We start from the raw sequence: 14,073 nt of genomic DNA, 5'->3' as shown, positions 1-14,073 counted from the left end.
ACTGCTCCTTTACCACTCAATCCCCCGCCTTGCTCCGATTTTCCGGTCATAGGGATGTTTTTTCTTCTCCATTACTGTTACATAATCAGCAAACTCCAGAAGTTCCGGGGCCGGATTGCGCCCTGTCATCACAAGCTCCAGATTTTCCGGTTTCTCTTTCAGAAAATCCAGAAGTTCCTGCCGGTTTATCATATTCTGGTTATAAACTGCCAGAATTTCATCCAGTACCAGTAAAATTCCCGGAGCTGTCCTGTGATCAGTCTTCGGCTCTCCTTCCCTGTGCTCCATCTCCCCGGTCCGGGACCGTTCCGCCATCTGGCCTGCCGCAGCCAGTACCTTTTGCAGATGACCGCTATAGCAGGCGGCTGCTTCCTGTTTTTCTTCCGGCGTCATCTGGAAGGTAAAACCAAAATTTTTTTCACAGAGCAGCAGCTGTATTTTTTCTGCTTTTTTCAAAACTGCCAGTTCGCCGGATGTGTTTTTTTTCAGAAACTGAGTAAACAGAACGTTCCCTCCGGCTCCGGCAAATCGGACAGCCAGCCCGATGGCCGCTGTGGTTTTTCCTTTCCCTTCTCCCTCGTATATGTGAATCAGACCCTTTTCTTTCATATGCCACGCTCCAGAATTTCATATATTTTATTCATATCCAGATGGCGGCGCAGGGTATCTGCCAGCAGATCGTACTGCTGTTCCTTATACTGGAAACGGTTTATCTGTCCTGCCACCTCCAGGGAAATTCCCTTCCGTTCTGCCAGAATTTTCACCAGGGCAGACGATATGCCCTCTCCGTCAAAAACACCATGAACATATGTTCCATAAACATTTTCTCTGTTACACCCATCCGGCTTTCTGACAGAATCTGTATCAGACTGCATACAGAGATAAGCCATTATCCCGTCTGTGCCCTCTTCTGCCGGGCTTACGCTGCTTTTCGTCCTGCCCATGTGGATTTCATAGCCTTCCAGTTCCATGCCTGTCAGTCCGGCCAGAGCCCCCGTCAGTTTTCCGAAGGTTCCCGTTACCCTGGTTCTGGTTTTCTCCTGAACAAAAACAGTTTCCATGGGAAGAAGGCCCAGCCCCCGCAGATCACCGCCTTCTTCCACCTGTTCCGGGTCGGACAGCAGTTCTCCTAACATCTGATAACCGCCGCAGATACCGAAAATCACGCAGCCCCGTTCTGCCGCCCGTAAAATGGCTCCTTCCATTCCGCTCTGGCGCAGCCACTTCAAATCTCCCATGGTATTTTTCGTTCCCGGAAGGATAATCATGTCCGCTTCTCCTAACTGCTCCGCTGCGGAAACGTAGCTAAGGGTTACCTCTTCCATATATTCCAGTACCGCAAAATCTGTAAAATTGGAAATCCTGGGCAGTTTTACCACTGCAATATGTATGGGACCTCCTTCCTTTCGGGAAGAAAACCGTTCTGTCAGGCTGTCTTCTTCCTCCACATCCACCTGCATGTAAGGAGCCACTCCGGCCACCGGAATCCCGGTAATCTCCTCTATCATTTTCACCCCTGGTTCCAGGATACTCCTGTCCCCGCGGAATTTGTTGATAACAGTTCCTTTTACATAGCTTTTTTCTTCGTCCGTAAACAGGGAAATGGTGCCTGCCAGCTGGGCAAACACGCCGCCTCGGTCGATATCTCCCACCAGCAGCACCGGAGCCTTTGCTGCTTTGGCCATCCCCATATTTACAATATCTTCCTGCTTCAGATTGATTTCCGCCGGAGATCCTGCCCCCTCGATTACAATAATCTCATACGCTTCTTCCAGTTCCCGGTAAGCGGCCATAACCTCCGGCATCAGCTGTTTTTTATACGCAAAATATTCTCTGGCGCACATGGTACCATATACTTTTCCATTGACAATCACCTGAGAACCCGTATCGCTGGTGGGTTTCAGTAAAATGGGATTCATCCGTACCGAGGGCTCCACTCCGGCAGCCTCTGCCTGCATCACCTGCGCCCGTCCCATTTCCAGCCCTTCTCTGGTGATAAACGAATTCAACGCCATATTCTGGGATTTAAAGGGTGCGGTTTTATAACCGTCCTGTTTGAAAATCCGGCATAAGCCTGCTGTGATCAGGCTTTTCCCCACATTGGACATGGTGCCCTGTATCATAATTGATTTTGCCATTTCTGTTTTCTCCCTGTGTGTTTCTCTGTTTTGTAATTTTCATTTATTTTACCACAAATCCCTGTCCTTTTCCAGAACAAAGGAGAAGGGATGTTTCTTATAGCGGAATAAAAAAAGAGAACCTTCTGTACCTGCTACAAAAAGGTCCCTTTTTATTCCGCTATGGGGTTTATGTACAAATTTTTATCAAATATCGGAGGGCAAAACAAATTTGCCTATCAGTTCATCCAGACAGATAGCCTGTGCAGACAGCTGTTCACTGGTTGCCGAGGATTCCTCTGCAGTAGCTGAATTAGACTGAACTACTTCTGAAATCTGGCCCACTCCCTGCTCTGCCTGCTTCATGGCGATTGCCTGGTCTGATGCCGTGCTGCTCACCGCTTTGGAAGAAGATGCAATCTTTCCGATTCCCTCTACCACTGTCCGAATTGACGCAGAAGCCCGTTCCGCTGCTTCATTTCCTTCTGCAACCTCCCGGATTGCACCCTCAATCAGCTCTCTTGTTTCCACTGCTGCTGTGGCGCTCTGTTCTGCAAGCTGGCGAATCTGGTCTGCCACTACGGAAAATCCTCTTCCTGCCTCTCCTGCTCTTGCTGCCTCAATGGAAGCATTTAAGGAAAGCAGATTTGTCTGAGATGCAATGTCTTCAATCTCAGAAATAATATTTCCAATCTTCTGAGAAGCCTCATTGATGCGTTCCATGGCTGCCACCATCATTTCCATCTCACCGCGGCTGCGGTCTGCTTCATCCGCATACTGCTGGGCAAGACGGTAAGACTCCTCCGCCTTCTCTGCCGCCAGTACAATATTGTCGGTGATGGTCATAATCGTAGCCTGCATTTCCTGTACAGCGCCGGCCTGGTCTGTTGCACCTTCAGCCAGGCTCTGAGAGGCCTCTGCCAGGTTCGTAGCCCCTGCGGAAACCTGTGTGGACGCCTCATCAATAGACTGGAGTGTGGCAACCATCTGTTTCTTTAACTCACGCAGCGAAAGATATATCTGTTCAAAATCTCCCGTATACCGTTTCTCATCTTCCGAATACACATCATAATTGGCATTGGCCATTTCTCCCAGAAGACGTTCTTCATCCGCAATGACAAAATTTAAAGTAGCCGCCATATGCCTTGCTACTTCTATCATCTCTGCCACCTCGTCTCTGGTAGCCACTTCCGGAAACGGGGAAGACAGATCTCCTTCTGCAAAGGTTTTCAGACGTTCCTTTAAATTGATCAGAGGTTCCGCAATGCTATCTGCAATTACCGTACCCAGATGAATGGCCAGATAAATAGCCCCCACAATTACCGCCACAATAACAATCGGCATTACCATACTGAGAACAGAAAGCTGTCCGGATAAAGATTCTCCTTTTGAAACCTTAATTTCCATAATTTCCGTCAGATTACTGTAAACTTCTTCATACATGGGAGCAAGTTCTCCCATTGCCCGGTCCTGAGCCTTGATACACTGCTCTTTATCGACAGTAGCACCCATATCCAGAATCTGCTGTTCCACTTTCCAGTATTCTTCCAGCTCTGTCTTCAGTTCCGCATAAATTTTTCTGTTCGCTTCTGTTACCATGGTTTTTTCCAGTGCTGCAAATTCTTTCTGGAATTCCTCTTTGCATTCGTCGTGCTGTTTCACCATGGAGTCAATCGCTTCCTGTTCTTCATATCCAATGGTACCGCGCAATGCGGATCTTGTATCCGCAAATGTGGCCATTGCCCTTCCCACATCTCCCTGGGAAAACCCGTAATTCACCAGTGCACTGGCATACAGACGGGATACCACAATGACCCCGATTACCCCAATAACTGCAACAATCGCCATCATTCCCGAAATCAGAGTAAAAGATTTTTTTAACCTTTCCTTAATCTGCATGTTGTTCAGTTTTTCTAACATTTCTCTCTCCGTCCTCCTAATAGATTTCCGAACTCCCATATACCCTTTCACTGCCTGGGGCCATATCAGGCTTTCGGACAGATGCCATGTCCGGAATGCAAACTGGAACCTGGATGCATGATTCAATATAAACTTCCATGTTTGTATTTTTCTATAACATCTTTCTTTATTTTACCTGCTTTGCCTGCTTTCGTCAATGATTTCAAAAAAATTGCAGAAATAAATGTCAGCTGCTTTCACCTGTGCCGGTCAGTCCTCTGACATGAGGCCTGCCCTGTCAGAAAACCAGTATTTTCTTCAGCGCTTTCACCAGAACTGTATTTTCTTCCCGGCTGCGCACTGCAATCCGGTACCATCCTTCCTCCAGCCCCGGAAAATTACTGCAGTTGCGGATTCGGATTCCGTATTCTTCCAGTGCATTGTCCAGCCCTTTCCTGCTCCGGAAAAAAATGAAATTCGCTGCATGACCGTAAATCCGGAGTTCTTCCGGCGGATACAGAGAAAGCTGTTCCAGCAGAAAGGCTTTTTCCCGTGCCACAGCCCTTCTGGTTTCTGCCAGAAATGTCCGCTCTCCGGCCGCTGCAATCCCTGCCTCCTGAGCCGGAACCGACACATTCCAGGGCTGGGTCACTCCCCGCATTTTTTCCAGTATTTCCAGATTCCCGCAAAAACCATAGCCCAGGCGGATCCCAGGCATTCCAAAGGTCTTTGTGAACGCTTTCACAAGAAACAGATTTGTATATTTTTTCAGGAAAGGTTTCATGGAATCCGGATGACAGCCGGCCCCGTAATCCGACAGAGAAGATTTCCCGTCCGCTTCCTGTTCCAGTGGCACGAAATCCAGAAAACATTCGTCCACCACAAGCACTGCCCCGGCCTTCCTGCAGCGGTTTAGCAGCTGCACCAGCATGTTCTGTTCTGTCAGCACCCCGGTGGGGTTATTGGGATTGCAGACAAATACCATATCAATGGTATCATCTGCCTGCGCCAGGGAATGTTCTGTGATCCGAAACCCCTGTTCCGGACTCAGATACTCCCGGATCACCTGACAGTCCACGCTCTTTAATGCCTGCTCATATTCCTGAAAAGCAGGTGCAAAGACCATCGCTTTCCTGGGCTTTAACGCCAGTACCAGAGAAAAAATCACCTCTGCAGCACCATTTCCGCAGATAATTTCCTGTGGTTCTGCCTGCTCCAGCTCTGCAATGGCCTGCCGCAGCCTGTCACACCCCACCTGGGGATAATGGGTAATCCCATCCAGCGCTGCCCTGGCGCGTTCCACTGCACATTCAGGTGCGCCCAACAGGTTAATATTCGCAGAAAAATCTGTGAAATCAGGATAGCGATAACTGTCTCCGCCATGTTCGTACATTGTCTTCCTCCTTCGTCTCCTGTCTTTCCTTCCCTTTATCCAAAGTCCTGAATCTGTCCGGCTATCTGAAACTGAAGCGTTCCCGCAGCAACATCCCTCCTCCGGTCAGAAACAGCACTGCCACAGCCATGGGAAGCATAAAATCATCTTCCCCTTTCATCATCTGAAACAATGCCAGCTTTCCCAGATACTTTGACGCACCGATATTCACAAAAAAGTATACCACCGACATCATATAACCCAGCACCACCTGATTGGTGATTCCGCTGACAAAAAATCCAATGCTGCCCAGAAAACAGATTTCGCAGAAGGAGCCCAGCCACAGTCCGGTCATGTCAAACCGGCTGTTTCCCTGTTTCATCAGCCAGAGAAATACCGTCACCACTATGGCCAGAACTGCTGCTGCCCCCAGCAGACGTATCAGATACAGCTTCCACAGGGATGTGGCCCTGGACTTTTCCAGCAGCCAGATTTCCCGGTTCTGTTCCGGCATAAACAGAGGCGTCAGCAAAAGGATTCCCGCAAAAGCCGCATACATTTCCATTACTTTCGCCGCCTGCTGGCTGTCCAGATTCCGAAAACTTACAAAAAATCCTGACATGCAGCAGAACAGCAGCGTAACCAGAAGATGCGGAGCATACTGCCTGCGAATAAAACTACTTCCTGCGCTTAAATATTTTTCCATAAAGAGTCTCTCCTTCCCTGCGCTTCTTTTCATATAATACAAAGGTCAGACACAGCAGCAGCATGGATACTGCAGCATAATATCCCCGGTTCAGAAACAGTTCCTGCCGCTGGCTCCAGAATTCACCGGTGGCACCCAGAGCGTTCCAGCGCACAATCAGATGAAGCCCGAAATTTCCCGCCAGCGCGGCAGACGCAAACAGGCTGGCAATGGCCCAGAATACCTGAACAAAAATGGAAATCACATTTTCCGTAAGTTCCGTAATAAAAAATGATACAGCCAGCACTGTCATAATTTCCGGCAGAAGCCAGACAACACTGTATTTCAGAAAGGCCAGTACATCCGGAGTAACCCCCATGGTTTCCGCATGATACTGATAGGGCATCTGCATGATGCATATGGTAATCAGCACCGGCAGAAAGGCCATGCACACATTGGCCAGATAACGGCTTCCCACAATCTGAACTCCGGAGGCTTTATGGGCAAACACCACCTGATCTGCCTGGGCACGCTTATCTCTCAGGCAACGGGTTACCCCCAGGAAAATGGGCAGAACCGCAAGGATAATCCCCGCATAATCACAGAACAGCCTCGCAACAGCTCCGGTAATCCTGTCTTTTTCACAGAGGGCGTCAAATTCCTCCACTGCCTGCTCATAGGTCATGGGAACGCTCACGCCTGCTTCCAGTTTCTCTTTGCTGTAATAACTTCCCGCGCCGATAATCTCACAGGCCCGTTCCATATTTTTACAGAATTCCTCATAGCTCAAAGACTCTTTTGGAACAACAGAATATCCAGTCTGAGCCTGAAAAGCTCCTTCCATGGTGGACAAGTCATAATCTGCATAATATTCCTGCTCTTCCTGTTCCAGCTCAGCCATACTTTTCCCGGTACATTCCTCAATAATGGATACAATTTCATTCAGCTCCCCATCATTCAGCGTAACACCCCGGTAAAATCCCATGGGATAGGTGGAATAAGAATTATGCTCTGTTTCCCGCATAAGACCCGCCAGCTTTTTTTCCATCACTGCCGATTCTTCATGGCTGTTGACGGAGCCATAACTTTCCTGGCCCGGCTCCGGCCGCTCAAACCGGTCCGTAATCACTTCCCCCATCTGACTGGAAAGGAACATGACAAAGATTATCACATAGAGATAGTACACCATACTCTTTAAAATCTGCCTGCATTCTTTTACAAATAAAGTCCCAAACATGCTCCCACCTCCTATTCTCCGGCCTTTGCGGCAGAAGTATGGTTCATCAGGTACATATAGGCGTCTTCCACATCGGGACTGGCAGGCACTGCCCCTTTCATGGGAGATTCCTCCGCAATGATTTTAATATTGGCCGAAGATCCGTTGGTGAGAATCCCGGTCACCAGAAACTGCTCTTTTACCAGCGGCAGTTCCACGGCGGATACTTCCATGGTATAAACTTTGCCTTTCACAGCTTCCAGCAGCCCGGACACGGTCCCCCGGAACAGGATTTCTCCACAGTTCAGCACTGCAATATTCTCACAGGTGGCCTCAATATCTCCCACGATATGGGTGGAAAGAATCACAATCCTGTCTCTGGCAATTTCGCAGAGCAGATTCCGAAACCGCACCCGTTCCTCCGGATCCAGCCCGGCGGTGGGCTCATCTACCACAATAATTTTCGGGTCGTGAATGATTGCCTGGGCAATTCCAAGGCGGCGTTTCATTCCTCCCGACATGGCCCTTATCTTTGTCTTATGCTGGTCTCCCAGATTTACTTTTTCCAGCATTTCCGGCACCTTTTTGGCCCGTTCTTTTTTACTCATGCCAGACAGCACAGCCAGATAATCCAGCCCTTCATAAGCTCCCATATTCCCGTACATGGAAAAATCCTGCGGCAGATATCCGATAATTTCCCGAATCTTCCTAAACTGTTCCAAAGGTATACCGCAGAGTTTTACTTCCCCTCCGCTCTTTCTGGTAAGGGTGGTCAGCACCTTCATCAGTGTGGTTTTGCCGGCTCCGTTTGGGCCAAGCAGTCCGAACATCCCCGGCCCGATTTCCAGATTTACATGATTCAGCGCCTGTTTCTTTCTGAAATTTTTCGATAAATCCCTGATTTCTATTCTGTTCTCCATAGTCCTTCCTCTCTTTCTGCTTCAAAGCCTCCGGTCTGTGCTCCGGTTCTGAAAAACAGTATAAAAAGAATTTATCTACGAATTTCCTATAAAATTATGATTCTTTTATGTTGCAAAATTCTCATGTCCCGCTGCCTGCTCCAAAAATCCGGTTTTCCCGAACTTTTATCTGCTTCTCACTCCTGCCGCCAGCGTGGCAGCCGCAATGGCTCCCTGGCTTACGCTGTTTTGCAGAGAAAGGCTTCCGCCATGGTTCTCACAGAGCAGCCGGCAGACGGACAGGCCGATTCCGAAATGCTCCCGGCTGTTTTCTTCTTCACTGAAATAAGTTTCCATTCCTCTTAACAATGCTTTTTCTGAAAATCCCGGCCCGTCGTCCTTTACAAACACCGTAAATTCCTTCTCCTGCACCACCGGGTATACCTGAACGGAAGTTCTGGCATAGCGCAGCCCATTGCTCAGGAGATTTTCAAATACTTCCATCAGCAGATGTTTATCCAGAAACAGCTCCTGTTTCGTACTGTCCAGGTGCAGACTGATTTCTTTTCCGGTATGGCCCCGAAGCCCCTCCAGGACCGCCTCCATCTCTTCCGCCAGCTCAGAAAGAGTGTACCATTGCCCCTGGGGCTCCCATTTTTCCATATTCTGAATAGTGGTCATGGTGGTGGAAAACCGCAGCAGCCGTTCCTGCTGCTCGTGCATGGTATCCAGCTTTTCCAGTAAAAGCTCCTCCGTAACCTTTCCTCTGGGCACGTATTTCTGCAGAAACTCCGTATACCCCCGGATCACCGTCAGAGGCGTGCGGATATCGTGAGCAAAGGCAGCGTTGATTTTCCGTTGTTCTTCCTGCTGTTTCCACTGGTTTTTCTTATTTCTCAGCAGTGTTTTCCGAATCTGTTCCACTTCCTGACAGAGCTTTCCCATCTCATCCTGACTGTTCCAGGTCATTTCATGGCTGTAATCTCCCAGACTGATATAATTTAATCCCTGTGAAATAGCTGTGATCCCCGGTCTGATTTTGGTTTCCAGGAAAAATCTCCCCACAATTACAAAACAGATCACAAGATAGAGATACAGGCAGTTGCTGTAAAAAAACTGTATGAACATTTTCAGGGAATCCCATTTCACAAATCCGTATCCCTCCAGGGCTTTTCTCCATTCCAGCCTGCTCTGTACGCTCACTTCCTCCACCACACGCCTGGCCAGCACATCCAGCCAGGCCAGACACAGGTTCCGGGTAATCCAGTAAAATGTTCCCACACCCGCCATGCCGATACAGAGATACCACACCAGGGAACGAATCAGGGATTTTTCCTGCATGTATTTCAAAAACTGTTCTGTCTTTTCCTCTAACCAATCCATTTATAACCCACACCCCAGACTGTCTCAATATGCTTTGTTTTCCGGTCTGTTTTCTGACGGATTCTGCGCACATGTTCCGCAATGATCGAGGCATCCGCCTCCCCGTCAAAGCCCCGGACTCTCTCGTAAATCTGCTCTTTTTCAAATACCTGGCCGCTGTGGGTAATCAGCAGTTCCACAATGGCGAATTCTGTTTTGGTCAGTCCTGCATCCGCTCCGTCCACCAGCACCTGACGCCCGGAAAAATCCACCGTAAGGTCTCCTTTCATGTAAATATTGCTGTTTTGCTGCCTCCGTTCTTCCCGGCGCAGATGAGCCTCCACTCTGGCCAGCATTTCATCCATGCCGAAAGGCTTGACAATATAATCGTCGCCCCCTGCCTTAAATCCGCTGACTCTGTCCTGTTCTTCTGTCCGGGCTGTGAGAAACAGAATGGGGCAGTCCACATAGTCCCGGATTTTCTCACAGACCGTATAACCGTCCATATCCGGCATATTTACATCCATAATAATCAAATCCGGCTGATGCTTCAGCTTTTCCATGGCCTCCATTCCGTTTTTGGCTGTGAAAACCAGATAACCTTCCAATTCCAGATATTCTTTCAGAAGTTTGCGGATATCTCTTTCATCATCCACAGCAAGTATTTTCTTCATGTCTCTCTCCCTTCGGAACCGTGCGCTACACCCGTTCTGCCTTTCACAGGAACTGCTGTTTTCACTATGTACGATTATACCTGTATCCAGATGAAATGGCAAGTAACAGTTATCTCTGTTTTGCACAGGGCAGAGCTTTCCCCGGTAATTACCAAAAATCAGGCTCCCCGTTCCCGCTGTCACCATAACCGGTCATGGACTTTGCCGCCCGTATATGGTATACTTACAGGCAGAAATCAGAGAACACCGTGAAAATTTCAGAAACCGGCACTGCCGGATAAATAATAATAAGAGGTATCCCATGACACATAAAGAAAAAGCCGAACAGCTTCTGCACCAGCAATATCACTGCTCCCAGGCATTATTCGGGGCATTCGCGGGAGACTTTGGACTGGATTTAAAAACTGCATTTAAAATCAGCACCTGTTTCGGAGGCGGTATGCGCCAGGGCGGAACCTGCGGCTGTATTACCGCCTCTCTGCTGGTATTGGGCATGGCTCTGGGATTTTACGACTCTCAGGACCAGGAACTGGAACTGTACGGCAACAAAAAAACAGAGGAATTCCTGCATCTTTTCACAGAACGGATGCAGGGCGCCGTCAACTGCCGGGATATTCTGGGAAAAGACATTTCTGTTCCGGAAGAACTGGCTGAAATCCGTAAAGAAGGTCTGATTCTGAAAAAATGCCCTCAGGCTCTCAATACCAGTATTGAAATTCTGGAAGACATTCTGAAAGATTTTCTGAAAGACATAACGGAAAGCAGTATCGGTCTGGAGGACATCCCGGAAAACAAGGTTATGCAGAGCGTACTGAAAAATATCAGCAAACTCCAGCGATTTCGAAAAAATGTCAACCATCTCCTGTTTTCTTCCACAAAAAATATTGCTTTTATCCAGTTTGATATCCGTAAATTCAAGATTGTAAATGATTTATACGGGGAGAAATTCGGAGATGAAATGCTGGATTTTATCCGGGAGCAGCTAAATAACATCTGCAGTCAGGAGCAGCTTTTTATCAACCTCCGCAGCGACGTTTTTATGATTGTCACGGAATATACGCAACAGGAAGAACTGCTGTCGCTGATTCACCGTCTCGATGAACAGACTGCTTCTTTTAAAGATGTAAAAATTCAGATGTCCTATGGTGTATACATGGTGGAAGACCGGAGCATGGAGCCGCGGCAGATGGAAGACCGGGCGGCCATGGCCCGGAAAACCGCCAAACGCAGCGTACTGACCAATATATTATTTTACAGAGAACAGTTTAAAGATTCCCTGTACAATCGGAAATTTATTGAGGAAAACATGCAAAGCGCCATCACAGAGCGTCAGTTTGTAATGTATCTCCAGCCCAAATACAGTATTGCCCGGAATAAAATTATCGGAGCAGAGGCTCTGGTACGGTGGCGTCATCCAGAACGGGGCATGATTTATCCGGACCAGTTCATCCCCATCATTGAGGAAAACGGTTTTATCCGAAACGTGGATTATTACATCTGGTCCGAAGCATGTCGGTTTATCCGAAAATGTAAGCAGCAGGGCCTTGCTCCCTGTCCTGTCTCTGTCAATGTATCCAGAGTTCACCTTAAGGACGACGCCTGCATCCGCTTTCTGGATGAACTGATCAGAGACAACGGTATTTCACGGGATCTGCTGGAACTGGAAATTACGGAAACCGCAGACGACCAGCAGGTCAGCCTGAAAGCTCTGCAGCTGAAAGAGGAAGGCTTCACTCTGCTGATGGATGATTTCGGCAGCGGTTATTCCTCCCTGAATATCCTGCTGGAAACTCCTTTCGATGTGATTAAACTGGACCGGAAATTTATGGAAAATATGATGGTATCCAAAAAAGGCAGGCTGATCCTGGAACATGTGGTGATGATGGCCGACAGGCTGGAACTGGGTCTTCTGGCAGAAGGGGTGGAGACCAGAGAACAGGTGGATTTGCTGCGCAGTATCGGCTGTGACCAGGTACAGGGCTATTACTATGCAAAGCCCATGCCGGAGGAGGAATTTTTTGAGCTGTTCCGGAAACAGCAGGAAAAAGATACTGAGTCATATTCCTTATAATACCTTATCTGTCACTTAGTATATGAAAATCCTCCGGTTTTCACCTGGTTACAGATAAAATCAATCCTTTGAAATCCACGCATCTCCCCCCGGATGACTATCCGGGGGCCAAATCTAGCTGTTATTTCCATCTAACCATTTAACTATGTAATGACACGCTACTCCGCCCATAACCGTAACCAAAAAAGATATTAAAAATTCTAACATACACATACCCCTTTCACTACATAAATAAAAATTTTCAGACTCCACAATTCAATATTTTTTGTCGCATATCATGCGATTTTCTTTATATTATCATTTTCTGGTTTGCATGTCAACATTTTTTCGTACTATATGCGAATATTTTATTTTTTCTCGACCATTTTGTTGCATATTTGCGAATTATATGATATTATATAGTTGATAATGGAGGTGCTGCAATGAATATAGGAGAACGAATAAAACAGCGAAGAACTGAACTGGGATTGTCTGTAGATGAAGTTGCTTCTCGTCTTGGAAAAAATCGTGCTACAATATATAGATATGAAAATAACAATATAGAAAACTTCCCCATTACTATCTTGGAACCCCTTGCAAAAATATTAAATACTACTCCTGCCTATTTGATGGGATGGGAAAAAGAAATGTTTACAAGTATTTCAAAAGAATTAAAAATCTCAACAGAAGCTCTATATTCTATAAACGCATTTTCACTTACTATTGATAAAAAAACAGAATATTCTATGATGGACATATTTAATGCCATGGTAATACACAAAAATTTTTATGAAATTATAAAGGAAATGCTTTTATATGTTTCTCGTTCAGAAGATGAATGGCAAAAAATGATAGACTATCTTAGCGATAATAATATCATGAAAGCAGTAAGTCAGGATTCCATAAAAGCATTTTGCCGATCAAATATTACTGATAAATTTGAAAAATTAATTTTTGACGTTTTAAATTCAGATATTAACAACTTTGATAAATTAATGAGAAGTGAGAACAAAAATCTTACTCTCAAGGCCAAACCACAAAAGAAAAATCTTACTATTAGTACTATAAATAAAACAAATAACATCAAAACCACAAACAGGATTAATGATTTCAATGATATTTCAAATAATTCTAATACAATTAGCTGCCATGAAAACACCGAATTAGCAAATGAATTTTTTACTGACCTAAATGAAGCCAGAAAATATTTAGAAACGCATCAAGTGGCTGCATTTAACGGCATTAAAAATTTATCTAATGAAGCAATTATTCAAATGGCAAATATTGCAAAAAACAACAGTATAAATTATAGGAGAGAAGAATGAGGGAGATATTAACTGAAGATCGATATAAATTTTTAAAAAGGGAAGCCCATAAATTACTCAATTTGTCATCCAACAATAATCCATTTTACCTCGCTAAGGCATTAAAAATGAACATTAATATTTGTTCTCTCAAAGATGAGTTGAAGGGATTTATATTAGATAACTCCATTTACATTAATGATAAACTTGACTTATATTCACAAAAAATCATATGTGCACATGAACTTGGACACTATATATTACATAGAAATCTTAACGCATTTGAATTATTTGATACTGATACTGAAAGTATTACTGAATTTGAAGCTAACTTATTTGCCAAAGAGATAATGCCACAAATGTTTTCAAGAATAGATATGAATGAAATTAAATACGTTTCTGATTTTAATAAATTCATAGAGAATCAAATCAGATTCTCAAAATAAATACCAATTTTCAAACCCTTTTATCAGAAACTTAAATAAATAAAGTGAT

The 14,073-nt window shown here is 45.9% G+C and carries 12 protein-coding genes; 3 read left to right on the top strand and 9 right to left on the bottom strand.

Going from position 1 to position 14,073, the window contains the following annotated elements; genetic code table 11:
- Positions 1–9: 9 nt before the first annotated feature.
- The 9 genes from C805_RS11835 to C805_RS11795 all read right to left on the bottom strand — a co-directional run bounded on the left by C805_RS11835 (position 10) and on the right by C805_RS11795 (position 10,224).
- On the bottom strand, positions 10–609 hold the full coding sequence (locus C805_RS11835) for a cob(I)yrinic acid a,c-diamide adenosyltransferase (RefSeq protein WP_016214086.1): 600 nt from the start codon (positions 607–609) through the stop codon (positions 10–12).
- Positions 606–2,138, bottom strand: coding sequence for a cobyric acid synthase (locus tag C805_RS11830; RefSeq protein WP_016214085.1), 1,533 nt, complete (start codon positions 2,136–2,138; stop codon positions 606–608). The genes C805_RS11835 and C805_RS11830 overlap by 4 nt, the downstream gene beginning before the upstream one ends.
- A 186-nt stretch (positions 2,139–2,324) precedes the next feature.
- Positions 2,325–4,037 (bottom strand): methyl-accepting chemotaxis protein, encoded by a 1,713-nt coding sequence (locus C805_RS11825; RefSeq protein ID WP_016214084.1) that lies wholly within the window; start codon positions 4,035–4,037, stop codon positions 2,325–2,327.
- A gap of 277 nt (positions 4,038–4,314) precedes the next feature.
- Positions 4,315–5,409: a pyridoxal phosphate-dependent aminotransferase gene (locus C805_RS11820; RefSeq protein WP_016214083.1), complete on the bottom strand. Its 1,095-nt coding sequence runs from the start codon at positions 5,407–5,409 to the stop codon at positions 4,315–4,317.
- 61 nt (positions 5,410–5,470) lie between these two features.
- Positions 5,471–6,094 carry a hypothetical protein gene (locus C805_RS11815; protein WP_016214082.1) on the bottom strand — a complete coding sequence of 208 codons (624 nt, stop codon included), beginning with the start codon at positions 6,092–6,094 and terminating at the stop codon, positions 5,471–5,473.
- Entirely contained in the window at positions 6,066–7,310 is a 1,245-nt protein-coding gene (locus tag C805_RS11810) for a hypothetical protein (protein WP_016214081.1), read from the bottom strand. The genes C805_RS11815 and C805_RS11810 overlap by 29 nt, the downstream gene beginning before the upstream one ends.
- Positions 7,311–7,321: 11 nt before the next feature.
- The gene (locus tag C805_RS11805) at positions 7,322–8,209 is read right to left on the bottom strand and encodes an ABC transporter ATP-binding protein (RefSeq protein ID WP_016214080.1); all 888 of its coding nucleotides are present in this window, start codon (positions 8,207–8,209) and stop codon (positions 7,322–7,324) included.
- A 165-nt stretch (positions 8,210–8,374) separates the two neighbouring features.
- Positions 8,375–9,571 carry a sensor histidine kinase gene (locus C805_RS11800; protein ID WP_016214079.1) on the bottom strand — a complete coding sequence of 399 codons (1,197 nt, stop codon included), beginning with the start codon at positions 9,569–9,571 and terminating at the stop codon, positions 8,375–8,377.
- Entirely contained in the window at positions 9,559–10,224 is a 666-nt protein-coding gene (locus C805_RS11795) for a response regulator transcription factor (RefSeq protein WP_016214078.1), read from the bottom strand. The genes C805_RS11800 and C805_RS11795 overlap by 13 nt, the downstream gene beginning before the upstream one ends.
- A gap of 301 nt (positions 10,225–10,525) precedes the next feature.
- Here C805_RS11795 and C805_RS11790 point away from each other — a divergent pair, with 301 nt between their 5' ends.
- The 3 genes from C805_RS11790 (at position 10,526) to C805_RS25130 (ending at position 14,024) form a co-directional block, all read left to right on the top strand.
- Positions 10,526–12,295, top strand: a complete 1,770-nt coding sequence (locus C805_RS11790) for a C-GCAxxG-C-C family (seleno)protein (RefSeq protein WP_016214077.1) — start codon at positions 10,526–10,528, stop codon at positions 12,293–12,295.
- Between the two features lie 422 nt (positions 12,296–12,717).
- Complete coding sequence (locus C805_RS26980) at positions 12,718–13,599, top strand: helix-turn-helix domain-containing protein (protein WP_016214076.1); 882 nt, start codon at positions 12,718–12,720, stop codon at positions 13,597–13,599.
- Positions 13,596–14,024 (top strand): ImmA/IrrE family metallo-endopeptidase, encoded by a 429-nt coding sequence (locus C805_RS25130; protein ID WP_016214075.1) that lies wholly within the window; start codon positions 13,596–13,598, stop codon positions 14,022–14,024. The genes C805_RS26980 and C805_RS25130 overlap by 4 nt, the downstream gene beginning before the upstream one ends.
- The last annotated feature ends 49 nt before the right edge of the window (positions 14,025–14,073 follow it).

The sequence above is a fragment of the Eubacterium sp. 14-2 genome (genome assembly GCF_000403845.2).
Taxonomy (GTDB): domain Bacteria; phylum Bacillota; class Clostridia; order Lachnospirales; family Lachnospiraceae; genus Petralouisia.
This window is presented reverse-complemented; position numbering and strand designations above follow the sequence as displayed.

Excerpts from the sequence above, each read along its gene's own strand:
- C805_RS11835 (WP_016214086.1), bottom strand. The coding sequence starts at position 609 with ATGAAAGAAAAGGGTCTGATTCACATATACGAGGGAGAAGGGAAAGGA.
- C805_RS11830 (WP_016214085.1), bottom strand. The coding sequence starts at position 2,138 with ATGGCAAAATCAATTATGATACAGGGCACCATGTCCAATGTGGGGAAA.
- C805_RS11825 (WP_016214084.1), bottom strand. The coding sequence starts at position 4,037 with ATGTTAGAAAAACTGAACAACATGCAGATTAAGGAAAGGTTAAAAAAA.
- C805_RS11820 (WP_016214083.1), bottom strand. The coding sequence starts at position 5,409 with ATGTACGAACATGGCGGAGACAGTTATCGCTATCCTGATTTCACAGAT.
- C805_RS11815 (WP_016214082.1), bottom strand. The coding sequence starts at position 6,094 with ATGGAAAAATATTTAAGCGCAGGAAGTAGTTTTATTCGCAGGCAGTAT.
- C805_RS11810 (WP_016214081.1), bottom strand. The coding sequence starts at position 7,310 with ATGTTTGGGACTTTATTTGTAAAAGAATGCAGGCAGATTTTAAAGAGT.
- C805_RS11805 (WP_016214080.1), bottom strand. The coding sequence starts at position 8,209 with ATGGAGAACAGAATAGAAATCAGGGATTTATCGAAAAATTTCAGAAAG.
- C805_RS11800 (WP_016214079.1), bottom strand. The coding sequence starts at position 9,571 with ATGGATTGGTTAGAGGAAAAGACAGAACAGTTTTTGAAATACATGCAG.
- C805_RS11795 (WP_016214078.1), bottom strand. The coding sequence starts at position 10,224 with ATGAAGAAAATACTTGCTGTGGATGATGAAAGAGATATCCGCAAACTT.
- C805_RS11790 (WP_016214077.1), top strand. The coding sequence starts at position 10,526 with ATGACACATAAAGAAAAAGCCGAACAGCTTCTGCACCAGCAATATCAC.
- C805_RS26980 (WP_016214076.1), top strand. The coding sequence starts at position 12,718 with ATGAATATAGGAGAACGAATAAAACAGCGAAGAACTGAACTGGGATTG.
- C805_RS25130 (WP_016214075.1), top strand. The coding sequence starts at position 13,596 with ATGAGGGAGATATTAACTGAAGATCGATATAAATTTTTAAAAAGGGAA.